Origin of the sequence: Candidatus Atelocyanobacterium thalassa isolate ALOHA (assembly GCF_000025125.1) — a bacterium.
In the GTDB taxonomy this organism is placed as follows: domain Bacteria; phylum Cyanobacteriota; class Cyanobacteriia; order Cyanobacteriales; family Microcystaceae; genus Atelocyanobacterium; species Atelocyanobacterium thalassae.
On sequence record NC_013771.1, the window covers coordinates 1,166,464 to 1,191,013 of the forward strand.

The 24,550-nt window shown below is 34.8% G+C and carries 34 protein-coding genes and 1 pseudogene; 29 read left to right on the forward strand and 6 right to left on the reverse strand.

The genetic code is table 11. The features are described 5' to 3' along the window. Positions 1-298 precede the first annotated feature (298 nt). On the reverse strand, positions 299-820 hold the full coding sequence (locus UCYN_RS04785) for a J domain-containing protein (RefSeq protein ID WP_012954380.1): 522 nt from the start codon (positions 818-820) through the stop codon (positions 299-301). 36 nt (positions 821-856) lie between these two features. Between UCYN_RS04785 and UCYN_RS04790 the strand changes: the two genes are divergently transcribed. Together UCYN_RS04790 and glmM are read left to right on the forward strand one after the other, a co-directional pair. Further along, positions 857-1,399 carry a thylakoid membrane photosystem I accumulation factor gene (locus UCYN_RS04790; protein ID WP_012954381.1) on the forward strand — a complete coding sequence of 181 codons (543 nt, stop codon included), beginning with the start codon at positions 857-859 and terminating at the stop codon, positions 1,397-1,399. A 249-nt stretch (positions 1,400-1,648) separates the two neighbouring features. Continuing rightward, a complete protein-coding gene (gene glmM, locus UCYN_RS04795; RefSeq protein WP_041487772.1) occupies positions 1,649-3,073 on the forward strand; it encodes a phosphoglucosamine mutase in 1,425 nt (474 codons plus the stop codon). Positions 3,074-3,101: 28 nt separating this feature from the next. On the opposite strand, the gene map is transcribed toward glmM, so the two are convergent. The 5 genes from map to UCYN_RS04820 form a co-directional block, all read right to left on the reverse strand. Then, positions 3,102-3,848, reverse strand: a complete 747-nt coding sequence (map, locus tag UCYN_RS04800) for a type I methionyl aminopeptidase (RefSeq protein WP_012954383.1) — start codon at positions 3,846-3,848, stop codon at positions 3,102-3,104. A gap of 33 nt (positions 3,849-3,881) precedes the next feature. Then, positions 3,882-4,721, reverse strand: coding sequence for a carbohydrate ABC transporter permease (locus tag UCYN_RS04805; RefSeq protein WP_012954384.1), 840 nt, complete (start codon positions 4,719-4,721; stop codon positions 3,882-3,884). Positions 4,722-4,787: 66 nt separating this feature from the next. After that, positions 4,788-5,666: a carbohydrate ABC transporter permease gene (locus UCYN_RS04810; RefSeq protein ID WP_012954385.1), complete on the reverse strand. Its 879-nt coding sequence runs from the start codon at positions 5,664-5,666 to the stop codon at positions 4,788-4,790. A 74-nt stretch (positions 5,667-5,740) separates the two neighbouring features. Next, a complete protein-coding gene (locus tag UCYN_RS04815) occupies positions 5,741-6,835 on the reverse strand; it encodes a calcium/sodium antiporter (protein WP_012954386.1) in 1,095 nt (364 codons plus the stop codon). A gap of 587 nt (positions 6,836-7,422) precedes the next feature. Next, positions 7,423-9,195 (reverse strand): R3H domain-containing nucleic acid-binding protein, encoded by a 1,773-nt coding sequence (locus UCYN_RS04820; protein WP_012954387.1) that lies wholly within the window; start codon positions 9,193-9,195, stop codon positions 7,423-7,425. A gap of 839 nt (positions 9,196-10,034) precedes the next feature. Between UCYN_RS04820 and rplC the strand changes: the two genes are divergently transcribed. The 27 genes and pseudogenes from rplC to truA all read left to right on the forward strand — a co-directional run bounded on the left by rplC (position 10,035) and on the right by truA (position 24,535). Continuing rightward, positions 10,035-10,673 (forward strand): 50S ribosomal protein L3, encoded by a 639-nt coding sequence (gene rplC / locus UCYN_RS04825; protein ID WP_012954389.1) that lies wholly within the window; start codon positions 10,035-10,037, stop codon positions 10,671-10,673. Positions 10,674-10,712: 39 nt separating this feature from the next. After that, positions 10,713-11,345 carry a 50S ribosomal protein L4 gene (gene rplD / locus UCYN_RS04830; protein ID WP_012954390.1) on the forward strand — a complete coding sequence of 211 codons (633 nt, stop codon included), beginning with the start codon at positions 10,713-10,715 and terminating at the stop codon, positions 11,343-11,345. Then, positions 11,338-11,646: a 50S ribosomal protein L23 gene (locus tag UCYN_RS04835; protein ID WP_012954391.1), complete on the forward strand. Its 309-nt coding sequence runs from the start codon at positions 11,338-11,340 to the stop codon at positions 11,644-11,646. Before rplD ends, UCYN_RS04835 begins: the two co-directional genes overlap by 8 nt. A 52-nt stretch (positions 11,647-11,698) precedes the next feature. Next, positions 11,699-12,526: a 50S ribosomal protein L2 gene (gene rplB / locus UCYN_RS04840; RefSeq protein WP_012954392.1), complete on the forward strand. Its 828-nt coding sequence runs from the start codon at positions 11,699-11,701 to the stop codon at positions 12,524-12,526. 26 nt (positions 12,527-12,552) lie between these two features. Continuing rightward, positions 12,553-12,834 (forward strand): 30S ribosomal protein S19, encoded by a 282-nt coding sequence (gene rpsS, locus UCYN_RS04845; RefSeq protein WP_012954393.1) that lies wholly within the window; start codon positions 12,553-12,555, stop codon positions 12,832-12,834. A 34-nt stretch (positions 12,835-12,868) separates the two neighbouring features. Then, entirely contained in the window at positions 12,869-13,231 is a 363-nt protein-coding gene (gene rplV / locus UCYN_RS04850) for a 50S ribosomal protein L22 (RefSeq protein WP_012954394.1), read from the forward strand. 32 nt (positions 13,232-13,263) lie between these two features. Then, complete coding sequence (gene rpsC / locus UCYN_RS04855) at positions 13,264-13,986, forward strand: 30S ribosomal protein S3 (protein WP_012954395.1); 723 nt, start codon at positions 13,264-13,266, stop codon at positions 13,984-13,986. A gap of 37 nt (positions 13,987-14,023) precedes the next feature. Next, positions 14,024-14,443: a 50S ribosomal protein L16 gene (gene rplP, locus UCYN_RS04860; protein ID WP_012954396.1), complete on the forward strand. Its 420-nt coding sequence runs from the start codon at positions 14,024-14,026 to the stop codon at positions 14,441-14,443. A 2-nt stretch (positions 14,444-14,445) separates the two neighbouring features. Continuing rightward, on the forward strand, positions 14,446-14,682 hold the full coding sequence (rpmC, locus tag UCYN_RS04865) for a 50S ribosomal protein L29 (protein ID WP_012954397.1): 237 nt from the start codon (positions 14,446-14,448) through the stop codon (positions 14,680-14,682). Between the two features lie 8 nt (positions 14,683-14,690). Then, a pseudogene (gene rpsQ / locus UCYN_RS04870) lies at positions 14,691-14,934 on the forward strand (30S ribosomal protein S17). Positions 14,935-14,952: 18 nt separating this feature from the next. Beyond that, on the forward strand, positions 14,953-15,321 hold the full coding sequence (gene rplN / locus UCYN_RS04875) for a 50S ribosomal protein L14 (protein ID WP_012954399.1): 369 nt from the start codon (positions 14,953-14,955) through the stop codon (positions 15,319-15,321). After that, positions 15,321-15,665 (forward strand): 50S ribosomal protein L24, encoded by a 345-nt coding sequence (gene rplX / locus UCYN_RS04880; RefSeq protein WP_012954400.1) that lies wholly within the window; start codon positions 15,321-15,323, stop codon positions 15,663-15,665. The genes rplN and rplX overlap by 1 nt, the downstream gene beginning before the upstream one ends. Before the next feature lie 70 nt (positions 15,666-15,735). Next, positions 15,736-16,281 (forward strand): 50S ribosomal protein L5, encoded by a 546-nt coding sequence (gene rplE / locus UCYN_RS04885; RefSeq protein WP_012954401.1) that lies wholly within the window; start codon positions 15,736-15,738, stop codon positions 16,279-16,281. A gap of 37 nt (positions 16,282-16,318) precedes the next feature. After that, positions 16,319-16,720: a 30S ribosomal protein S8 gene (gene rpsH, locus UCYN_RS04890; RefSeq protein ID WP_012954402.1), complete on the forward strand. Its 402-nt coding sequence runs from the start codon at positions 16,319-16,321 to the stop codon at positions 16,718-16,720. Positions 16,721-16,793: 73 nt separating this feature from the next. After that, the gene (rplF, locus tag UCYN_RS04895; protein ID WP_012954403.1) at positions 16,794-17,333 is read left to right on the forward strand and encodes a 50S ribosomal protein L6; all 540 of its coding nucleotides are present in this window, start codon (positions 16,794-16,796) and stop codon (positions 17,331-17,333) included. A gap of 7 nt (positions 17,334-17,340) precedes the next feature. Next, positions 17,341-17,703 carry a 50S ribosomal protein L18 gene (gene rplR, locus UCYN_RS04900; RefSeq protein ID WP_012954404.1) on the forward strand — a complete coding sequence of 121 codons (363 nt, stop codon included), beginning with the start codon at positions 17,341-17,343 and terminating at the stop codon, positions 17,701-17,703. 39 nt (positions 17,704-17,742) lie between these two features. After that, positions 17,743-18,264, forward strand: coding sequence for a 30S ribosomal protein S5 (gene rpsE / locus UCYN_RS04905; RefSeq protein WP_012954405.1), 522 nt, complete (start codon positions 17,743-17,745; stop codon positions 18,262-18,264). Between the two features lie 35 nt (positions 18,265-18,299). Beyond that, entirely contained in the window at positions 18,300-18,764 is a 465-nt protein-coding gene (gene rplO / locus UCYN_RS04910) for a 50S ribosomal protein L15 (protein WP_012954406.1), read from the forward strand. Positions 18,765-18,789: 25 nt separating this feature from the next. Beyond that, on the forward strand, positions 18,790-20,106 hold the full coding sequence (secY, locus tag UCYN_RS04915) for a preprotein translocase subunit SecY (protein WP_012954407.1): 1,317 nt from the start codon (positions 18,790-18,792) through the stop codon (positions 20,104-20,106). 77 nt (positions 20,107-20,183) lie between these two features. Further along, positions 20,184-20,765: an adenylate kinase gene (locus tag UCYN_RS04920; RefSeq protein ID WP_012954408.1), complete on the forward strand. Its 582-nt coding sequence runs from the start codon at positions 20,184-20,186 to the stop codon at positions 20,763-20,765. 102 nt (positions 20,766-20,867) lie between these two features. Beyond that, positions 20,868-21,095: a translation initiation factor IF-1 gene (gene infA / locus UCYN_RS04925; RefSeq protein WP_012954409.1), complete on the forward strand. Its 228-nt coding sequence runs from the start codon at positions 20,868-20,870 to the stop codon at positions 21,093-21,095. 105 nt (positions 21,096-21,200) lie between these two features. After that, positions 21,201-21,314, forward strand: a complete 114-nt coding sequence (rpmJ, locus tag UCYN_RS06140) for a 50S ribosomal protein L36 (RefSeq protein WP_071813730.1) — start codon at positions 21,201-21,203, stop codon at positions 21,312-21,314. 62 nt (positions 21,315-21,376) lie between these two features. Beyond that, a complete protein-coding gene (gene rpsM, locus UCYN_RS04930) occupies positions 21,377-21,760 on the forward strand; it encodes a 30S ribosomal protein S13 (protein ID WP_012954410.1) in 384 nt (127 codons plus the stop codon). Positions 21,761-21,806: 46 nt separating this feature from the next. Next, a complete protein-coding gene (rpsK, locus tag UCYN_RS04935; protein ID WP_012954411.1) occupies positions 21,807-22,199 on the forward strand; it encodes a 30S ribosomal protein S11 in 393 nt (130 codons plus the stop codon). A gap of 106 nt (positions 22,200-22,305) precedes the next feature. Continuing rightward, positions 22,306-23,250, forward strand: coding sequence for a DNA-directed RNA polymerase subunit alpha (locus tag UCYN_RS04940; RefSeq protein ID WP_012954412.1), 945 nt, complete (start codon positions 22,306-22,308; stop codon positions 23,248-23,250). Between the two features lie 62 nt (positions 23,251-23,312). Continuing rightward, positions 23,313-23,663 (forward strand): 50S ribosomal protein L17, encoded by a 351-nt coding sequence (gene rplQ / locus UCYN_RS04945; RefSeq protein WP_012954413.1) that lies wholly within the window; start codon positions 23,313-23,315, stop codon positions 23,661-23,663. A 26-nt stretch (positions 23,664-23,689) separates the two neighbouring features. After that, positions 23,690-24,535 (forward strand): tRNA pseudouridine(38-40) synthase TruA, encoded by an 846-nt coding sequence (gene truA, locus UCYN_RS04950; RefSeq protein WP_012954414.1) that lies wholly within the window; start codon positions 23,690-23,692, stop codon positions 24,533-24,535. Positions 24,536-24,550: the final 15 nt, after the last annotated feature.

Sequence of the window (24,550 nt, forward strand, 5' to 3'; positions counted from 1 at the left end):
TTTCTTGTAAATAATGTTTAATTTTTGAAAGTTCTAAAATCAAACAAAGAAAAACTCTTTAACAATTTAACAAAACTATAAGTTTATTAAGTCATCTATAGTTTTTTAAATAATTATTAACATGCTTGCGTCTAATTTGTATTTAATATGTTATTTCTATATTGCTTCAAAATAGAAATTAATATTTCCATAGGTTAACTAAATATTTGCTTAATATAAAGTTAGGCTATAAAAGAAATTATAGTAAATATTGTTTATATATTAGAATAAATTTTATCTATTCAAATAAGCCCGGAAATTACATTATATGTAAAGTTACTCCATTTTTCTTTAAAATAGTGATAACAATAGATAATATTAAACATCCTAAAATAGTAAATCCTAAAACTAAGACAGCAAAAATTTCTCCTCCAGATAAAGAACGATCATAAGGATCTAAGTATGCTGAAGAATATTGATGTTTCTTTATATCCAAAGAACTTTTAATTGGGTTTTGTATAGTATTTAAATAAATGTAACCAATTTTTACATCATGAAATAGTCTTTTTTGAGGATTACTTAATATTTGATAAGATTCATTGAGGCGTTGAAATTCTAACTTTGCTAAAGAAGGAGATAAAACCGTAGTATCAGGGTGATATAGTTTACTCAATTCCCTATATATCTTACGAATTTCCGATATTGAAGTAGATGGATGAACTCCCAAAACAGCATAATAACTATTAGGAAAAAGATTTTGAAGAGATTCATAGCTAAGCACTGAATGCTTCACATCTTGTTGACTAATGTTAGTCTTGTTACAATTATTCTTTGTATGCATATCATACTGAATTTACTAGAAGGTCTTTAAATTATTATGGCAATAGCTAAATTTAACCATAAATTTATTTCAATAATATTAGTAGAAGTTTGTCTTTTTTTCTTACTTTTTTTAGGGATAAGTCCTAGTCAAGCATTAGCTAGTATGTATGATGATCATTTTGATGGAAATGTTTTCATAGTTTATGCTGGTAATGGTTCTTTAGTGCCAGCAAAAACAACCTTACATGATTCTTTAAAACGTCAAATTCCAACAGTTATTGTTTATTATTTAGACGATAGTCCTAATTCTAAGCAATTTGCTGCAACTGTTTCAAAAATACAGGAGTTTTATGGTCGAGCAGCTAATATCATACCTGTTACAGTCGACAGTATTCCTGTAAAAGATACATATACTAAAGAAGAACTAGGATATTACTATCAAGATGTTGTACCTCAGATAGTGATTTTAGATAGTCACGGGCAGAAAGCTCTCGACGTTAAAGGACAAGTAGATTACGAAGTAATAGATGATGCCTTACGAGAAATATTTGATTTATTACCACGTTCTGAATCTATAGAATTGAAACGTCTATCTTGAAGTAATGCTAAACCACAAAAGACCTTATCAATTTGATTAAATTTATTCTTTATTAATAAAAATTTTCTTTTTAATAAAAAAATACTAAATTAGGAACTTTAATTTACATTTTAACGTTATGGAAGTTATAAGTAATATTGTTAAATTTTCTCTTTTATAACTTACTTAATATTTGATACAAAATAGGTAAGGTATGAGAAATGAGCCATATTTATTTTTTAATTCCTATTCTCAAGTAGAATTAATTACTTGAAGAACATAAAAATCATTTGTTATAGTAATTTGTCTAATCAATCTTTCTATTCTCTTAATACGCCTTTATTTGGAACAGATGGAATCCGTGGAAAGGCTGGAGATTTGTTGACAGCTTCATTTGCAGTTCAATTAGGTTTTTGGGCTGGAGAAGTGTTGAAGTCAGAAAAAACTGTTCCAGGACCCATAATTATTGGTCAAGACTCTCGCAATTCAAGTGACATGTTAGCTATGTCAATAGCTTCAGGCTTAGCTTCCACAGGAATCGATGTATGGTATTTAGGGCTATGTCCTACACCTTGCGTAGCTTACATAACGAATACAAGCGAAGCAATAGGAGGAATAATGATTTCTGCAAGTCATAACCCGCCTGAAGATAATGGAATTAAGTTTTTTGATACTAATGGAATTAAACTTTCTACTGCTATATCTCAAAAGATAGAAGAAGGATTACGAGGGGAGCTACTACCAACTGTAAGTCAAAAAAAATTATGGGGTAAAATTTTATATAAAAATAATTTAATCAATAATTATTATGATTTTTTAAGGAAAAGTCTTCCCCCATCTTTTAGTTGTAGAGGAATGAGAATAGTTTTAGATTTAGCTTGGGGAGCCTCAGTTAATATTGCTCCAAATATATTCAAACAATTAGACGCTACAGTATTTTCTTTGCATGAAGAACCAAAAGGAGAGTTGATTAATGTTAACTGTGGTTCAACTAATTTAAAATTATTACAACAGGCAGTTGAAAAATATAAAGCTGATATCGGATTTGCTTTTGATGGAGATGCTGATAGAGTCATGGCTGTTGATAATACAGGTCAAATTGTAGATGGAGACTTCATATTATTTTTGTGGGGTAAATACCTTATGCAAAAGGGAAATCTTCCTGATAATTTATTGGTTACCACCATAATGGCAAATCTAGGTTTTGAAAAAGCTTGGGAGAAGCTAGGAGGTACTTTAATACGTACACCTGTTGGCGACCGTTATGTTCAAGCAAAAATGATAGAAACTGGTGCTAAATTAGGTGGTGAGCAATCTGGGCATATAATTTGTCATAATCACGGAATTTCAGGAGATGGTATACAAACATCTCTTCAAATATGCTCACTACTTCAACAATCAGAAACATCTTTATCTAAATTAGTCGAAAACAGTTTTAAGCCTTATCCTCAAATTCTACATAATATTAGATTTAAAGATAGAAACTCACTAAACCTTTGGAAAGATTGCGAGGCATTGCAAAAAGGGATTGAAGTTGCAAAACAGTCTATGAAATCTAACGGACGAGTATTAGTAAGGGCCTCAGGTACAGAACCTTTACTTCGTATTATGATCGAATCAGAATCTTCTGATATTGCTCAATATTGGATTAATTATTTAGTATCGATAGTTGAAAAGTATTTAAATATCAAATAATTCATAAAAAATATTAATTATATTATTTTTAATGAGTTAGAATTTCATATCCTTCATGTGTTACTAAAACTGTATGTTCAAATTGTGCAGACAAACCAGTATCAACAGTTATTGCAGTCCAGCCATTTGGCAATATTTTAGTATATTTTGATTTTTGATTTACTATTGGTTCAATCGTAAATATCATTCCAGCTTTTAAGTTGGTATCAAAAATTTGTTGAGATAAAGAACTAAATATTACTGGTTCTTCGTGTAAATTATAACCTATGCCATGGCCTGTATATTCTTCTACTACCGTATATTCATATGTATCAACAACCTTTGTAATAGCAGCTGCTATATCTGATACGTAATTTCCTTCTTTAACTTTTTTAATACCTGCGTATAGGGCCTCTTCGGCAGCTTTGATTAAACAAAGTGCCTCTAATGAAACTTTCTCAATAGGAATTGTAATACAAGAATCTCCATGAAATCCTTGATAATATACACCTATATCTACTTTTACAATATCACCAGATAGGATTGTTCTCTGATTACTTGGAATACCATGACTTACCTCGTTATTAATACTTATGCAAATTGAATGAGAGTATCCACAATAACCTTTAAAACTAGGTTTGGCATCCATTTCTTTAATTCTGTACTCAGCATAAGAGTCTATATCTTTTGTGGTAATACCAGGCTTTATAATTTCTTTAATTTCATTCAGAATTTTAAAAACAATATAAGAAGAATGCCTTATTGTCTTAATTTCTGTATCTGATTTAATCTGCATAGTTTGAACATAAGGTCTATTAAAAAATTTATATCATCCTTTAACTGCACCAGCTGTTAGTCCTGCTACAATTCTTTTTTGGAAAAAGAAAACTAGTAAAATTAGCGGGAAGGTTCCTAAAACTGTAGCGGCTGATATTGGGCCATATGGAATTTCAAAAACACTTGAACCTCCAATTTGAGCCGTTGCGACAGGAATAGTTTTCATTGTTTCGCGAGTTATAAAAGTCAAAGAAAATATATATTCATTCCATGTAAAGATAAACGTCAAAATTCCTGTTGTAACTAGAGCAGGAAAAGTTAAAGGTAATAAAATTTGAGTTAGCATTGGGATGATTTTATAACCGTCTATGCGAGCTGCATCTTCCAATTCTTTTGGTAATTTTTGAAAAAAACTACGCATTATTAAAATTGTTAGCGGTAAATTAATTCCAGAATATGGAATGATTAAAGCTAAATAATTATTTCCTAAATTTAAAAATCTTATTGTTTCTAATAATCCTAAAAATAATAAAACATAAGGGAACAAAGACACTATTGAAATTAATATAAGAATCAGGTTTTTACTATGAATATTTATTCTCGCAAGTATATAAGCAGCTGGAGAGCCAATTACTAAGCATATAATTGTAGATATTGTAGAAACAAAAATACTGTTAAAAATGTAAAGAACAAAAGGACGTCGTTTAAATAACTCTACATAGTGCTCAAAAGTTATAAGTTTTGGAAAATAAATATTAGGTATGGTAGAAATATCTTCACTAGTTTTTATAGACGTTAAAACTTGCCATATCACTGGTATTAAAAAAAAAGAAGTTATAAAAAAGATACTGACATTAAGAATTATATAATTGCTATTTTTACCCCATTTCATTATTTTAATAGTCTCCTCTTCTATCTAGCAGATTTCAAACAGTATATCTAATGATATTGCGAATATTTATCTATCTTTTTTAAAACTTAGTAACAAAACTCCAACAAGTCCAACAATTACTATTAATAATAAAAAAGTTATTACAACTAGAGTGGCACCATAACCAAAGTCTAGATATCTCATAACCGTTGCATAAATATAAATTGAAACAGTTTCTGTCGCTCCGGCAGGACCTCCTCCTGTCATAACTTGAACCAAATCAAATACGCCAAAAGCTTGAGCAAATCTAAACAATACCGCAATTAATACCTGGGGCATAATCAAAGGCAAAGTAATTTGGCAAAAACTTTGCCAAGGTTTTGCGCCATCTATAGAATGCGCTTCGTATAAGTCTTGTGGAATTGATTGTAAGCCCGATAATAGGATGATACCAAGAAATGGAGTTGTTTTCCAGACATCTGCAATAATCAAAACAAGCATTGCTAAAGTTGGATTACCTAACCAATTAATTCCAGTATGAATGACGCCTAAGCGTTGCAAGATATCGTTAACGACTCCATATTGATCATTAAAGATCCATGCCCAAGCTAATCCCATTATTGCAGTTGGTAATGCCCAAGGAATCATAGAAATAACTCTAACGGCACTTCTACCAAAAAAAGTTTGGTTTAAAATTAAGGCCAAAATCATTCCTAAAATCAACTCTAAAGTAACGCTTATTGTAGTGAATACAGATGTATTCCAGATGGCTTGTAAAAATCGTCCATCTCTTGACATTCGAAAATAATTAGATAATCCTGAGAAAACAGGTTCCAACTGGGTTCCAAGGTTTTTAGTGAATAAACTTAATAAAAATGCACTTGCAATTGGATAAATAAATACAAAAATCAACAGAAGCAATGCTGGAAGCATTATTAACCAAGCTGTTTGATTTTCATTTTTCATCTTAAATAAATTATTACAATACAACAAAATTTTAACGAAAAATTAAACATATTTAGTCTTTTTGAAATTTTGTTTTATCCAATATCTTTTTTCTGTTTTTTTCTGTAACTATTCAACATTAAGATGGTTAAAGTTAGTATGGTAATAGGAATTACGAAAAATGACATAATACTTCCAAAAACAGGTAGTCCATGGTGTCCTGTTGAATATAGTACTAAATATGTTGTATAGGCAACATAATAGCTTAGGAATAAAAAACCTTCCCAGCGTCTAATAATATGATCTGTAAAAAAAATAGGTAGGCATGCTAACTCAATTGCTATCATTACCGGTAAATCAAAATGTAAAGCAGCATCGGACACAGGAACTCCTGTTGGTGATGCTATTGCACAAATGGCTAGTACAGTTAAAATATTAAAAATATTACTGCCAATAACATTTCCTACAGCAATGTCTCTTTCTCCTTTGTATGCAGCTACTGCTGAAGTTGCCAATTCAGGTAAAGATGTTCCTGTAGCTACAATTGTTAAGCCGATTATCAAATCGCTTACTCCAAATTTACGTGCAATTTCCGTTGCACTATCAACTAACCACTGAGAGCCTAATACTAGACATCCTGCACCTAATAAAATAAATACGATATCTTTACTAAATCGACTAAAGGATAAGGGTGCGGTTTTATTTTCATTACTATTAGCATTCGAATTACTTGATTCTTTCGCTCCCTTATAAATTAGGAAAGCCGTGTAAACAATACCACCAATAAGTAAAATAATTCCATCAGAACGATGTATTGTACGATCTAATCCAAAGAAAAAAGTTAAGATTGATACTCCAATCATAATTGGAACATCTAAACGAGTTAATTGTCGAGCAACTATTAACGGAATAGTTAAAGAAGATATTCCTAAAATAACTAAAATATTAAAAATATTACTACCAATAACATTTCCCAGGGCTAGATCTGCCTGACCTGCTAAGCTTGACTGGATAGCTACTGCCATTTCTGGAGAACTAGTCCCGTAAGAAACAATAGTTAAACCTACAACCAAAGGGGAAACTCCTAGACTTGAAGTTATATCAGCAGCCCCTCTGACTAAAACTTCTGCACCGACCATTAACAGAATAATTCCAGCCACTAATAAACCAAAAACTAAGATAAAACTCATTCAGATCTCTAATACTTATTGGAATAGAAAAGTAAACAAATAGGCTTTTCAAGCCTAACCATAAAAGTCTGTTAGACTATAATATTTCGAAACTCTTGTCTAATACTTTTTATATAGCTTAAAAATTTTTTTTTATTTAAACTAAATCTTAGCCTTGTAAATCTTGCTGTACTAAAACCATAGGCATTGTCTACTATCATCCTATTATAACCATTCCAAAAATAATAAAAATAGTATTTAATTCAATTAATTTGAATTAAATACTGTTTTCGACTACAAAATTGTAAATATATTTGTGAGAGAAAGCAAGTAAGATGAAAAATTTAAGTTTGATAAAATGTTATTCATAAATTACTTTTTATATGTATAAATAACTCTATCACTTTATATTAAGAAGTTTTCCCCTGGGTAATCACTAAATCTTGTATTGATTTATCATATAAACTAAATCAATACAAGATTTACAAATCAATGATAATAGCAAAGCTGATCAATATATTTAAACCTTTAGATAGTTAGTTTAATACATCTCTAAAGTACATTTGTTTGTGTAAAATATGTATATTGCAATAAGATGAAATCTTTCTTTAAGTAGGATAAATTCTTAGCCTACGATTAGGTTCTTCTCCAAAACTATCTGAATGTAAATGGTAATGCTCAATTAGTTCATGTTGCATACCCCTAACTTTAGCCGATCTTGGTAATAGCTCTACTGGCTGACATTTTGGTAAAACGATTTGTTCAATTGCTAATCTTGCTTCTTCTAAAGCTTCCAGTTCATCATCTTCATCTCCTTTAGTAAATAGGTGCAAGTCTCTTATCTCAGAAACTTGCGTTTCATTAATTCCTAGTAATTTTTGTAAAGTACGAGTAATTTGAGGAACAGTATTTGACTTTATTCCATGGATAGGAATTTGTCTCATCTTGGCTACTTGACGTAATTTTGATTGGTTTTTCAAATATGAACGTAATGCAATAACTACATCAGCATTATCTAAATCTTTTGTTACTACAATTGGTAGTCGAAGAATTTTAATTACCTGCTCTAACTGAAATCTACCTATCCCATAAGGATAAATATGAATAGGAAGATCTTCTCCGTTTGGACCAGATATTTTCATCTTGTCTTCTTTGTCTTTGTCGTAAAACTGATACCAAGAAGCATCTAATAGTCTATCAAACTCTAATGTTTCATTTAACTTATCTACACTTTTACTTTCAAGAGTTGGTATGGGAACCATCTTACCCGAAGCTCTCCAGCCTTTTGGTTGTGTGACAACATTAAAAGGATTATGCTCAAATGTTTTTAAAAGTTGCTCATCATTAGACTTTTGATGATCAATACTAACTTCTCCATTCTGACTCACCGTTCTTATCTCAGTATTGGGCTTTCTGTTACGTAATAAAGAATCAATAGCACAGGCTACATCTTGATGAATGTTCCATTTTTGACGTTCTAATATTTCAATTGCGATTTCGAAAGTAGGAGGAGCCTTACGCTCCAAAACAGTCTTCTGGCAACCTCTTCGCTTTGCTTCTTCATCTCCCAATGTAACAGATTGAATTCCTCCTACTAAATCAGAAAGAGTTGGGTTTTTCATTAAGTTTTCAATTTCATTACCATGAGCTGTGCCAACTAACTGGACACCTCTCTCAGCAATAGTACGAGCAGCCAAAGCTTCCAGTTCTGTTCCAATTTCGTCGATAACTATTACTTCTGGCATATGATTTTCAACTGCTTCAATCATTACTCTATGCTGTAGCTCAGGTGCAGACACTTGCATTCTTCTTGCTCTGCCGATCGAGGAATGGGGTACATCACTATCCCCAGCAATTTCATTTGAGGTATCTATAATGACAACTCGCTTGTGAAAATCATCAGCAAGAACTCTTGCAATTTCACGTAACGCAGTTGTTTTACCAACACCTGGTCTACCTAGTAAAAGAATCGATTTTCCCGTTTCTATTAAATCTTTAATTATCGATATGGTACCGAAAACAGCTCTTCCTACGCGACAAGTTAATCCAATAATACTTCCTTTCCTATTACGAATAGCACTGATCCGATGCAAGGTTTTTTCAATTCCTGCACGATTATCACTACTAAAAGCCCCTATTTTTTGAATGGTGTACTCTAGATCAGTAGCAGAAATTAAAGTTGCTCCTAAATAAACAGAATATTCAGGGAAGCGAGCTTCTGGCAATCTTCCTAAGTCCATAACTACTTCTATTAGGTGATTACACTCTGAGTGATTTTTTATATAATGACAAATATTTGGCGGTAGAACATCTAGAAGTTGATTTAGTTCATCGTTGATTTGAATAGGCTGGGATGAATTTTGTTGAGGTATAAATGCCACTTTTTTGGTTAATATAATAAAATTTTCTAGAAAGTAATTCGTCTCTAAATTAAGATATTTCGCAAACTTAATAACTAGAGTAAGTACAAAATTTAAAATCTCATTCTTAAATTAATCTAAGAATACTATAATTACGATATTCTTTTACTGCAATTCATAATACAAAATGCAGAAAAAAAGCTTCATTTTTAGTAACTGTTCGTGTGCAGTTCAATTTTTATTTTGTTCACATATTTTCCAGGAAAATTAATGAGTAATGAAAAGCTAATTTTGTACTAAGATCATTGTTAAACTTACTTAAGTATAGAATAATATAATTAATTTATTTATAGTCACATACCTCGATTTTTGGTAATTTTAAAAAAATATAAAAGAATAAAAGCTTATTTAGAAAGTTTTATTATTGTTTAATTTCTTGGTCAAAATTAGTTAATTAAAACCATAAAAAGTTTAAATATACATTTCAATTTTTTCATCTTTTCGAACTTTGATTAAATCGAAGATTACTCTATATAGAGCAACAGGTTCTCTTGACTTCTTAATCAATTTAAACTAATATAAGAAGTCGCGGTTAAAACTTGTAATATAGTTTTTATTTTAGGGTAAATCAAAGAACCGCCTTGAGATACTGGAGACATAAAACTTTAAGTCTTAAAGAGTAACGGTAATAAAGCCCGATCCGCCTTACGATGAGCAATAAATAATCATCGTTTCTTGATTGATACCACCAAGTTCTATAAGTGTGTATCCTCATAACAAGTAGGAGTTCCCTGCATATGTTTGAAATGATTTTACCATTCAAGCATAATATTGTTGTCTAGTTCATAGAGGAAAAAACCGTGGCTATTGGTCTTCTAGGTACCAAACTCGGTATGACCCAGATATTTGATGACGAAACAGGAGCTGCTATTCCTGTAACAGTCATGAAAGTAGGTCCTTGTACCATTACTCAAATTAAAACGTCCGATACAGATGGCTACAATGCTATTCAGATCGGTTATTCAGAAGTTAAAGAAAAAGCTTTAGTTAAGCCAGAGCTAGGCCACTTAAAAAAAGCCGGAGCCTCGCCTTTACGCCACCTTAAAGAATATCGTGTCGACGATATACAACCTTATCAGCTGGGAGAAACAGTTAATGTTGATCTCTTTAATACAGGTGATTTGGTAGATGTTACAGGGACGTCTATGGGAAGAGGTTTTGCTGGTTACCAAAAACGTCATAATTTTAAGCGTGGCAATATGACTCACGGGTCAAAAAGTCATCGACTACCTGGTTCTACAGGTGCAGGAACAACTCCTGGAAGAGTTTATCCTGGTAAGAAAATGGCTGGCCAATATGGCGCCAGTAAAGTTACTACTCGTCGTCTAAAAGTTGTTCAAATAGATGCTGAGTGTAATCTTTTGCTAATTAAAGGAGCTATTCCTGGAAAACCAGGAGGACTTCTAAATATCACACCAGCTACAATTGTTGGTAAATAATTAAGAACAGTTAATTAAACGAGAAGCAAATCAAAAACAATGGTTGATTGTAACGTTAAAAACTGGCAAGGAGAACTAGTGGGACAAGTTACTTTAAACTTAAAAGTAGCGAAAGAAGAAAGTTCAGCTCACTTGTTACACCGCGCAGTAGTTAGACATCTTGCTAATGCTCGCCAAGGTAATGCTTGTAGCAAAACCAGGGCAGAGGTAAGAGGTGGTGGTCGCAAACCCTGGCGACAAAAAGGTACGGGAAGAGCCAGAGCAGGTTCTATTCGTTCTCCTCTATGGAGAGGGGGTGGAGTTATCTTTGGTCCTAAGCCAAGAGACTTTAGCCTAAAAATGAATCGGAAAGAAAGACGATTAGCTTTAAGAACTGCTATCAGTAGTAGAATTGAAGACCTAATTATAGTTAAAGATTTTATTGAGCAGTTTCCCGATCCAAAGACTAAGCACTTTACCGCAGCGTTAACTCGTTGGGGAGTAGAATCTAGGAAAAAAGTAGCTTTAATTCTTTTAGAAACAGATAATAATATTTATTTATCAGTCCGTAATCTTTCATATGTGAAAATCTTACGAGCAGATAGTCTAAATATCTATGATTTACTTAATGCAGATAAGATTGTCATGACCTCTGAAGCTTTAGTAAAAATCCAGGAGGTTTACAATGACTAAAAATAAATATAATCCTCGTCATTTAGCTGATTTAATACTTAAACCTATTATTACCGAAAAGGCTACTACGCTTTTAGAGCAAAATAAATATGTTTTTAATGTATTGCCTAAAGCTACAAAGCCAGAAATAAAAGCTGCAATTGAAGATTTGTTTGAAGTTAAAGTGATTGGGGTCAACACTAGTCTTCCTCCACGGAAAAAACGCCGTGTTGGCAAATTTATTGGTCATAAATCTTTGTACAAAAGAGCGATTGTGACTTTGAAAGAAGGAAATACGATTAACTTATTTCCTGACACATAAGCCTGGTATAACCAGGGAATTATCATTAAAAGAAAAAACCTGAGAGATAATCATGGGTATTCGTTCCTATCGTCCGTACACTCCCGGAACCAGACAGGCGACCGTTTCAGATTTCGCTGAGATCACGAAACGTAAGCCCGAAAAATCGTTAACTAAGTATAAGCACAATAAGAAAGGACGTAATAATCGCGGTGTTATTACTAGTCGCCATCGTGGAGGTGGGCACAAGCGTCTCTATAGGATCATAGATTTTAGACGTGACAAATACGACATTCCTGCAAAAGTTGTTGCTATTGAGTATGATCCTAACCGCAATGCTCGTCTTGCTCTTTTATTTTATCAAGACGGGGAAAAACGCTATATCTTAGCTCCTCTGGGTGTTACGGTAGGCGCAACTTTAATATCTGGAGAAAATTCTCCTTACGAAATTGGTAACGCTTTACCACTACATAAAATTCCTTTAGGTTCAGAAGTACACAATGTAGAGTTGGTACCTGGAAAAGGTGGTCAAATGGTTCGTTCAGCAGGAGCCGTAGCCCAGCTCGTCGCTAAAGACGGGAACTATGTAACTCTAAAGTTACCCTCGAAAGAGGTACGTATGGTGCGCAGAGAATGCTATGCCACTATGGGGCGTGTAGGTAATATTGAAGCTAGAAATATTACATTAGGCAAGGCTGGAAGAACAAGACATTTAGGACGGAGACCTCATGTTAGAGGAAGCGTTATGAATCCGGTAGACCACCCACATGGTGGTGGAGAGGGACGTGCCCCTATTGGAAGAAGTGGGCCTATGACTCCTTGGGGTAAACCTGCTCTAGGAGCAAAAACTCGCAATAAAAATAAAGCCAGTTCACGTCTTATTATACGCCGCCGTCGTTAAATATTCATTTCGTTAAATTCTTACTTATGAGTCGTTCTCTAAAAAAAGGTCCGTTTATTTCAGATAGTCTCTTGACTAAAATCGAAAAACTCAATGAGAAAGGAGATAAACAGGTTATCAGAACCTGGTCAAGAGCATCAACAATTGTCCCCGTTATGATTGGCCACACAATTGCTGTACATAATGGAAAGCAACACATCCCTGTTTTTATTTCAGAACAAATGGTTGGCCACAAGTTAGGAGAGTTTTCTCCTACTCGTACTTTTAGAGGACATGCTAAAAGCGATAAAAAATCGGGTCGCCGATAAAGTACAGTAAAAGTTATTCACAAAACTAACAATCATGGCACTTGACATGACAACAGAGGCTAAAGCCATTTCCAAATATATACGAATGTCACCATTTAAGGTAAGACGCGTATTAGACCAAATTCGTGGGCGTTCTTATCGCGAAGCTCTCATCATTCTTGAGTTTATGCCTTATAAAGCTTGCGAACCAATTATTAAACTTTTACGTTCTGCTGTTGCTAACGCTGAGCATAATAAAGGACTTGATCCAGCTACCTTATTTATTAGTAAGGCTTATGCTGATGGAGGCCCAAGTTTAAAAAGGTTTCGTCCTAGAGCTCAGGGACGCGCCTATCAAATCCGTAAACCTACATGTCATATAACCATTGCAGTTGCATCTGAGGTGGAATCAAAATGATATGTATCCCTAAAAAATAGCCAAGAGAACATATGGGACAGAAAATACATCCAATTGGTTTTCGTTTAGGTATTACCAAAGAACATAAATCTCGCTGGTATGCTGATAAAAGACGCTATCCAGAATTGCTACAGGAAGATTTAGCTGTTAGAAAGCATATCGAGAAAAACCTCAGTAATGCTGGCATAGCTGATATTCGAATAGAGCGCAAAGCCGATCAAATCGATTTAGCAATTCATACTGCCCGCCCTGGAGTAGTAGTAGGAAGAGGAGGTAGTGGAATTGAGCAATTAAGAACTGCTCTTCAAAAAAACTTAGGGGAAAATCGTCAAATTCGGATTAATGTGATTGAAGTATCTAGAGTTGATGCGGATGCCGCATTAATTGCTGAATACATAACCCAACAGTTAGAGCGAAGAGTTTCTTTCCGCCGAGTAGTTAGACAAGCCATTCAAAGAGCGCAAAGAGCAGAAGTTAAGGGTATCAAAATCCAAGTTGGAGGACGTCTTAACGGAGCTGAAATTGCAAGATCTGAATGGGTGAGAGAAGGACGTGTTCCTCTCCACACTCTTAGAGCAGATATTGATTATTCATATCGAACAGCACAAACAACTTACGGTATTTTAGGAGTTAAAGTTTGGGTTTTCAAAGGAGAAATAATCCCAGGACAAGAAGAGCAGACTACAACTTCTGCTCCTCCAACTCCAAAACGTAATCGTCGAAAGCAGTTTGAAGACCGTTCTAATGAAGAATAGTTAAGACTGTTAATTTACAAGTTACTATTGACTATAAATGTTAAGTCCTAAAAGAACAAAATTCCGTAAACAACAACGAGGCAGGATGAGAGGATTGGCTTATCGAGGCAGTACTCTCAATTTTGGAGAATACGCTCTTCAAGCCATAGAACCTTGCTGGATTACTGCTCGCCAAATAGAAGCTGCCCGTCGTGCCATGACTCGTTATATACGCAGAGGTGGAAAAATTTGGATTAGAATTTTTCCAGACAAACCTGTCACTATGCGTGCAGCAGAAACTCGAATGGGTTCAGGAAAAGGGTCCCCAGAATATTGGGTTGCTGTGGTAAAACCAGGTCGTATCATGTTTGAACTTTCTGGAGTTACTGAGCCTATCGCTCGTGAAGCTATGCGTCTCGCCGCGCAAAAACTTCCTATTAAAACAAAGTTCATTACTGACAAGGAGGAGTATATTTAATTATGGCTCTACCTAAGATTGGAGAAATTCGAGATCTTGATGATAAAGATTTGGCAGCAGAAGTTCTTGCTGCTAAAAAGAAACTTTTTGATTTAAGATTCCAACAAGCTACTCGTCAATTAGAAAAAACTCACGAGTTTAAACATACTCGTCATCGTATAGCCCAGCTATTAACGGTTGAGCGAGAACGCCAGCTTAGTAAAAATAATTCTAAATCAACTCCATCTAAAGGAGAATAATTTAAACTATGGCAGTAAAAGAAAAGGTTGGAGTCGTAGTTAGTGCTCAAATGGATAAAACCATTGTGGTAGCAGTAGAAAACCGTTCTCCCCATCCAAAATATGGAAAGATTATCGTAAAGACCAAAAAATTCAAAGCTCATGACCAAGAGAATAAGTGTCAAAGAAGGAGATAGAGTTCGTATCCAAGAAACTCGCCCTCTAAGTAAGACAAAACGGTGGGTCATGACTGAAATTTTAACCTCTCATTAAATCACTTAAATTAATATCGTGATTCAACAGCAAACTTATCTTAATGTCGCCGACAATAGTGGAGCTCGTAAACTAATGTGTTTACGTGTCTTAGGAACCGGAAATTGCCGATATGGGGCAATCGGCGATCAAATCGTTGCCGTCGTTAAAGACGCAATACCTAACATGCCCGTTAAACGCTCTGATATTGTCAAAGCAGTTATTGTACGAACCCGCCAAGCCATTAATCGTGAAAACGGTATGAGCATAAGGTTTGATGATAATGCTGCTGTGATAATAAATCCAGACGGCAATCCAAAAGGGACTCGAGTTTTTGGTCCAGTGGCAAGAGAACTTCGAGACAAAAGTTATACAAAAATTGTTTCTTTGGCACCAGAGGTACTTTAATGAATAAAAAAAATCAACCTAAACGTTGCAAAATGCACGTTAAAGTTGGAGACAACATACAAGTAATCTCCGGAAAAGACAAGGGTAAAATTGGAGAAATTACAAAAATTTTTCCTAAAACTAGCCAGGTCATTATAAAAGGAACTAACGTTAAGACTAAACACGTTAAACCTCAACAAGAAGGAGAATCTGGACAAATTACCACTTTTGAAGCTCCTATTCATAGTTCTAGCGTAATGTTGTACTCCAGCAAGAAACAAGTAGCGAGTCGTATTAATTACACTCTTAATGAGGCAGGTAAGAAAGTACGTATTCTTAAAAAAACAGGAGAAATTATCGACTAATTCGATATTTCTTAAGTGACAATTAACACTTATTTTCCTCTGACAAAGCCCAGAGATAGAGAAAGATACTATGGTCCAATCTAGACTAAAAACTATTTACCAAGAAACCATTGTAGTTAAGTTAAAACAACAATTTAACTATACAAATGTCCATCAGGTTCCTAAGGTTTTAAAAGTTAACATTAATAGAGGTTTAGGAGAAGCATCACAAAATGCTAAAGCTCTAGAATCTTCTATTCGTGAATTCGAAATTATCACTGGTCAAAAGCCAATTATTACCCGTGCTAAAACAGCAATCGCAGGTTTCAAGATTCGTGAAGGAATGCCAGTAGGCGTAATGGTAACATTACGTTCTGAAAAAATGTATTCCTTCCTTGACCGGTTAATCAATATAGCTTTACCTAGGATTAGAGACTTTAGAGGTATTAGTCCAAAAAGCTTTGATGGACGAGGCAACTATAGTCTTGGTATTCGAGAACAATTAATCTTCCCAGAAATTGATTATGACACCATTGATCAAATTCGAGGTATGGATGTTTCTATTATTACTACCGCCCAAACTGATGAAGAAGGGCGTGCGTTATTAAAAGAAATGGGAATGCCCTTCCGTACTTAGTAATCCTTTATCTTACAGGAGAAACTCATTAGCAACAATGGCACCTAACGATACTATCTCAGACATGTTGACCCGTATTCGCAACGCTTGTGCGGTACGACATCCAACAACAAAAGTTCCCACGACAAGAATGACTCGAAGTATTGCTCAAGTTCTTAAAGAAGAGGGGTTTATACAAAGCTTTGAAGAAATGGGAGAAGGTGTGCAAAAGCACCTTGTTATTTCTCTTAAATACAAAGCAAGAGGTCGCCAACCTATTATCAATACACTACGTCGGGTTAGTAAACCTGGACTAAGAGTTTATTCTCACAGAAAAGACTTACCTCGTGTACTTGGAGGTATTGGCGTTGCTATTATTTCAACTTCCAAAGGAATTATGACGGATAGAGAAGCACGTCGTCAAAATGTTGGCGGCGAAGTTTTATGCTACATCTGGTAGTAATAGGACAAGTTATCATCTCTGTCTTAAATAATATTTAATCTATCAAATAATTACTGAAAACGTAAAAACAATGTCTCGTATCGGTAAACGCCCAATTACATTACCTGATAAAGTTACTATTGACATTAAAGGTCAATATATTACTGTAAAAGGTCCTAAAGGATCTTTAGAACGTGAACTTCCTTCTAGAGTACAACTCAACAAAGAAGGAGAAACTCTTATGGTTCAAAGACAAGACGATTCTCTCATTTCTCGTGAACGTCATGGATTATGTCGCACCTTAGTAGCTAACATGGTTCATGGAGTATCAGCAGGATTTGAAAAGCGTCTTAGTATTCAGGGAGTAGGATATCGTGCTCAAGCTAAAGGTACTAAACTAACTCTTAATGTTGGCTATAGTAAACCAGTAGAAATAGCTATGCCCAATGGTATTAATGTTGCTGTTGAAAATAATACGTTAGTTATTATTAGCGGCATTGATAAAGAAATAGTTGGAAATATAGCTGCTAAGATTAGAGCAGTAAGACCTCCAGAACCTTATAAAGGCAAAGGTATTCGTTATCTTAATGAGTTTGTTGTTCGTAAGGCAGGTAAGTCAGGTAAAAAGTAATTAAATTATGAAGCTCACACGAAGAGAATCTTTAAAACGCCGTCATCAACGCATTCGGAAAAAAGTTAGTGGAACATCAAATTGTCCTCGTTTAGCTGTCTTCCGTTCTAATCAACATATTTATGCCCAAATAATTGATGACATAAAACAGCACACATTAGCAGCTGCTTCTACCTTAGAACCAGGTTTAAAAGAAGCCGCAGCATCAAGTTCTAGTTGCGAAGCATCATCAGCGGTAGGAAAGCTAGTTGCTGAGCGATTAATCGCAAAGGGAATCGAACAAGTTGTGTTTGATAGGGGTGGTAATCTTTACCACGGCAGAGTTAAAGCTTTAGCTGAAGCTGCTCGTGAAGCAGGATTGAAATTCTAACTAAAAGCATTAATATCTTTACACCAAGTAGTAAAAATTATGGCAAAAAATCGTAAAAACAACAGAGATAAGGCTAAAGAGACTAACTGGCAAGAACGAGTTATTCAAATTCGTAGGGTTAGTAAAGTTGTTAAAGGAGGGAAAAAACTTAGCTTTCGCGCAGTTGTTATTATTGGTAATGAGAAAGGACAAGTAGGAGTTGGAGTTGGTAAAGCTGGAGATGTTATTGGAGCAGTTCGAAAAGGAGTTGCAGACGGTAAGAAACAACTTGTTGACGTCTCAATAACAAAGTCTAGTTCAATTACTCATATAACAAAAGGAGTAGCTGGAGGAGCAAGAGTTATTGTACGTCCAGCGGCCCCTGGTACTGGAGTAATTGCTGGCGGAGCTGTCAGGACAGTTTTAGAATTAGCTGGGCTTAAGAATATTTTAGCTAAGCAACTAGGCTCTAACAATCCTCTTAACAATGCAAGAGCAGCTGTAGATGCACTTGAAGGTTTAAGAACATTATCAGAGGTCGCGCAAGAAAGAGACGTTCCTTTAGAACATCTTTATGCTTAAATCTAGTTTTGTAATTATTAATTTTAAGAAATCTTATGAGAATTCATAATCTTAGTCCTCAAGAAGGATCGACAAAACGTCGTCGCCGTGTAGGTAGAGGTATTTCCGCTGGTCAAGGCGCAAGTGGTGGTTTCGGGATGCGGGGTCAAAAATCTCGTTCAGGAACAGGCACTAAAGCGGGTTTTGAAGGAGGACAAATGCCTCTTTATCGTCGAGTCCCGAAATTAAAGCATTTCCCTTTGGTTAATCCTAGTAAATTTACCATTATCAATGTCAGTAAACTAAATAATCTAGCAGCTAATAGTAACGTTGATTTAGATAGTTTAATGCAACAAAGAATAGTCACTAGCAATGATGGTCCATTAAAAATATTAGGTGATGGAGAATTAAATGTTGCTTTAATGGTTAAGGCAGCTGCATTCACCAAGTCTGCTCAAAGAAAAATTGAAAGTGCTGGTGGAAGCTGCCAAAATACATCAAATATCACAACTGATAAATAATCGTTGATAAACTAGGTTATTACCCATGGTCGTCAGTCGAGACAAAACACCCACAGCACAAGAAACATTTTTGCAAATGGCTCAAGCAGCCGGATTGCGGAGTCGTTTACTAATTACAATTGGTCTGCTAACTTTAATTCGTTTTGGGATTTTTATCCCTATTCCTGGTATTGATAGAGAAAAGTTTATTAGTGCCATTAGCAATAGTCCAGTTTTGGGATTCTTAGATATCTTTACAGGTGGTGGTATTTCCACTTTAGGTATTTTTGCTTTAGGGATACTTCCTTTTATCAACGCTTCTATTATTATGCAGCTATTAACTGCTGCAATTCCATCTTTGGAAGATCTTCAAAAAAACGAAGGAGAAGCCGGAAGACGTAAAATCTCACAAATAACTAGATATGTAGCTGCTGGATGGGCAGTAATACAAAGTACTGCTATCACCGTGGGTCTGTTACGAGAGTACGCTCTAAGTGATACATTTTGGTTTGTACCAGAGACTGTATTAGCATTAACAGCAGGTTCTATGTTTGTAATGTGGGTATCAGAGCTAATTACAGAGCGAGGAATTGGTAATGGTGCTTCCCTATTAATTTTTGTCAATATTGTGGCAAGCTTACCAAGAACTTTAGGGCAAACTATTGATTACGCTCAAACTGGTGGTAGACAAGCAGTTGCGCAAGTAATTATTTTATTACTTGTTTTCCTAGTAATGATAGTAGGAATTGTTTTTGTACAAGAAGGGACACGCCGCATCCCTATTATATCTGCTCGTCGTCAAGTAGGTCGTAAGCTATATAGAGAAAGAACAAGTTACTTACCTTTGAGACTTAATCAAGGAGGTGTAATGCCTATCATTTTTGCGTCGGCAGTTCTGATCTTGCCTCAAAGTTTAATTGGTTTCCTTGGTAGTGGAGGTGTTGTCACTGAAACTCTTATTAAGGTTACGAATGCTTTAAGGCCGGGCACCTGGACCTATGTCGGAGTTTACTCCATTCTAATTCTATTTTTTAGTTATTTTTATGCTTCTTTAATTGTTAACCCTGAAGACATATCAAAAAATCTTAAAAAAATGGGATCTAGTATTCCCGGTATACGACCTGGTCAAAAAACAAAAGAATACTTAGAAGGAGTTTTAAATCGCCTAACTTTTTTAGGAGCTGGTTTTTTGAGTTTCGTTGCAACAGTCCCGACCTTAGTTGAAGGAGCTACTGGAGTTACTACATTCAGGGGCTTAGGGGCCACATCATTGCTAATACTAGTTGGTGTTGCAATTGATACAGCAAAACAAATTCAAACTTATGTAATTTCTCAACGTTATGAGGGAATGGTCAAGCAGTAGGAAGTCATAAAGAACTTTAATATTTTTTACCTATTAATTGATCACTTAAATATGCAAAAAACATTGTCAAGAAGATTATGAGTACAGGAAAAGGGTTGATTTTTTTAGGTCCTCCCGGTTCTGGAAAAGGAACCCAAGCTCAAAAGCTATCAGCAGAATTTAACATTCCTCATATTTCTACTGGAGAAATGTTAAGGGAAGCTATAGCTGGTCAAACAAAGCTGGGACAAGAAGCCCAATCTTATGTTGATAAGGGGGAATTAGTTCCTGACAAATTACTGTTAGGTTTAATTCAAGAACGATTAAATGAAAAAGATGCACAAAAAGGATGGATTCTAGATGGATTCCCTCGTAATATTTTTCAAGCAGAGTTCTTAGATACATTACTTAAGGGATTAAGTAAATTTTCAGAACAGGCGGTTAATTTAGAAGTTCCTGATGAGGTGATTGTAGAACGGCTATTGCTCAGAGGAAGAAAAGATGATAGTGAACAAACTATTCGTCGACGTCTAGAGGTATATAGAGAAAAAACTCAACTTGTATTAGATTACTATCGTCAAAATGAAAGACTTATTTCTATTGATGGTAATCTTAAACCAGGTGAAGTCACAACTATATTAAAAGATACGCTTACTTCTGGATTAACTGAAATTTTCTGAATATCAAAATTATAGATAATTTAGATTACATCTGGAACAATTCTTTTTTCAAGAACAAGTTACTAATTTTTTTGTATTATACTTATTTGAGGCATATCAATTGTGTCAAAACAAGATTTGATAGAAATGGAAGGAACAGTGACAGAATCCCTTCCAAATGCAATGTTTAGAGTAGATTTAGATAATGGGTTTAATGTACTAGCCCATATTTCTGGAAAGATCCGTCGAAATTATATTAAAATTTTACCGGGAGATAGGGTTAAAGTTGAGCTTACACCTTATGATTTGACTAAAGGTAGAATTACATATCGGCTTAAAGGGAAAAAATAAAAAATTAACGACTATAATTTTTACTATTTATCTTTTTGAATAGGCTGACAAAAACAGAGATATCTTGATATAATAAAAGGCTTGCAGTCTTGCTGTTAAAAACTTATGAAAGTTAGACCATCCGTTAAAAAAATGTGTGATAAATGTCGCGTAATTAAGCGACGAGGGAAAGTTATGGTACTTTGTATCAATCCAAAACATAAACAACGTCAAGGTTAAAAAGTTAATATAGTAGCTTTTTGATCTGTTGAATATACTAAAAATGCTTAGAGGATAAAAAATTGGCGAGAATATCTGGTGTTGATCTACCAAGAGATAAAAGGATCGAAATTGGACTAACCTATTTATTTGGTATTGGTCTATCAAGATCTCAAAAAATATTAGCCGAAACAGGTGTTAATCCTGATATTCGCGTAAGAGACTTAAGCGATGAAGATCTTACTTCCCTTAGAGTCTATATTGATGAAAACTTTCAAATCGAAGGTGATTTGAGACGTTGGGAAGCTATGAACATAAAACGATTAGCAGATATTGGAACTTATAGGGGCCGTCGTCATCGTCAAGGACTTCCTGTCCGAGGACAGCGAACAAGGACCAATGGAAGAACTCGTCGAGGAAGACGAGTTACAGTAGCAGGCAAGAAAAAAGCTCCTGCTAAGAAATAATTAATGTTTATTTGTAATTTAAGTTACACACAATCTTAGTAAAAATATGGCACGACCAACTAAAAAAGGTGGACCAAAAAAACAAAAGAAGAACGTCCCTAATGGCGTTGCTCACATAAAGTCGACATTTAACAACACCATTGTGACAATCTCAGACACTAAAGGAGATGTTATCTCTTGGTCTTCTGCAGGAGCTAGTGGATTTAAAGGAGCCAAAAAAGGAACTCCTTTTGCTGCTCAAACTGCAGCTGACTCTGCTGCCCGACGTGCTATTGACAATGGGATGCGACAAATAGAAGTTATGGTTAGTGGACCTGGTGCTGGCAGAGAAACTGCTATAAGAGCACTTCAAGGATCAGGGTTAGAAATTACGTTAATCAGAGACGTTACACCCATTCCACATAATGGGTGCCGTCCTCCTAAGCGACGTCGAGTCTAGTCTGATCTGATGTATTTAAGCTAAATATTTATAATTTAGTAAATCAGTAACTAATAGAAATATACGTTTGGACGAAGTCTTTGACAATGAAAAGAGGTGACAAGTAGTGGCACAGTTTCAAATTGAATGTGTAGAGTCTAAGACTCAAAAAAATCAAAGCCAATACAGTAAATTTGTTCTTGAGCCATTAGAAAGAGGTCAAGGGATAACTGTGGGTAATGCTCTCAGAAGAGTTTTATTGGCGAACTTGGAAGGGACAGCAGTTACCGCCATAAGAATTGGCGGAGTTAACCATGAATTTGCTACAATACCAGGAGTTAGAGAAGATGTCCTAGAAATCATATTAAATATGAAGGAGATCGTACTCAAAAGCCATACTGATCAAATTCAAATAGGTCGTTTAGTTGCAGTAGGTGCAGCTCATGTAACAGCAGCACAATTTGATCTACCTTCAGAGGTGGAAATTATCAATCCTACTCAACCTATCGCAACTTTAACAGATGGTGCAAAACTTGAAATGGAGTTTCGCATTGAAAAGGGAATGGGCTATGTCCCAGTAGAAAGAGGGAAAGAGAAACAAGGAGCACTTGATTTTTTACAGATTGATGCTGTATTCATGCCAGTTACAAAAGTTAACTATAGCGTAGAGAATATTAGAGGAGAAAGGAACGAAGTCAAAGATTCTTTAATGCTTGAAATTTGGACTAATGGTAGTGTTAATCCAAAAGAAGCTTTATCTCAAGCGACTGAAGTTCTAGTTAATTTATTTAGTCCTCTAAAAAATATTAATCAAATTGAAACTGTTGTTCCTGAATATCCAGATGAGGAAAATCCTCAAAGCCAGATTCCTATTGAAGAATTACAACTATCTGTACGAGCTTATAATTGTTTAAAAAGAGCACAAATAAATACAGTTGCTGATTTGTTAGATTATAGCCAAGAAGATTTATTAGAAATCAAGAATTTTGGTCAAAAATCTGCTGAAGAAGTCATTGAAGCTCTTCAAAAACGATTAGGGATCACTCTAGCACAAGAAAAAAACAAGGCTTAATTAATTATTATTAAAAGTCTGTAAGTGTTACTTTTTTACAACTTTAAGGAGACGTAACAAAAATGCGACATCGATGCCGAGTACCGCACTTAGGCAAGCCTGCCGATCAACGAAAAGCTCTATTAAGATCACTTGCAACAGAATTGATCCGCCACGGACAAATTAAAACGACTAAAGTTCGTGCTAAAGCAGTACAATCTGAAGTAGAGAAAATGATCACTTTAGCCAAAGATGGATCATTACCAGCTAGACGTAAAGCAATGAGTTATCTTTTTGATAAACAATTAGTTCATGCTTTATTTGCTGATGCACTGGCCCGTTATGGAGAACGTTCTGGAGGTTATACCAGAGTTGTTCGTACTTTACGCCGTCGTGGAGATAATGCTGAAATGGCTATTATCGAATTGATGTGATTTTTAAATAGTATTATAAATAGTGAATGAGCACCTCTCATAAGCAGTCGCAATCGAAAAAAAGGATAGCTCTGATAATTCAATATTCAGGAAATCGTTTTCATGGTTGGCAAAGGCAACCTTATCGTAGAACTGTTCAAGCAGATATTGAAAATACTATTACTAAATCATTAGGTTATAAAGTTTCTATTCATGGTGCTGGACGTACTGATGCAGGAGTTCATGCTACTGGACAAGTAGCTCATTTTGATTATGCAGGGCCAATTCCACCAAAAAGTTTAGCAAGAGTTTTAAATAGATATTTACCAGAGGATATCTTGATTCGTAACTCAAAAGAGGTTTCAATTAACTGGCATGCTAGATTCTCAGCCCAGTGGCGTCGCTACCGATATACACTGTACACAAACAACGATTGTAATTTGCTCATTAAATCTTACAGTTGGCATTATTATCGTTATCCCCTAAAAGTAAAATCAATGTTAGATGCCCTAAAATCATTATTGGGTACACATCATTTAACAGCTTTTAGAAAGAAAGGTTCCCAACGCAACCATTCTTGGGTAGAGATTCAAGATGTAGAGTGTTATCGTAAAGGAGCTTTCATTCATATAGAGATTCAAGCTAATGGATTCTTATATGGAATGGTAAGATTACTAATGGGAATGCTAGTAGAAGTAGGAATTGATAAACTTTCTTTAGCTAATTTTAATCAAATTTGGCGTGATCAAAAGCGTGAATATGTAAGGCATTCTGCCCCAGCTAACGGACTATGTTTATTGGGAGTAGGTTATCCAGATTTTCCTTTTTCATCAAACACATATTTAGATACTCAACCATTATTTGAAACTAACCAAATAATTCACAAGGACTGAGCTTCTAATAATATA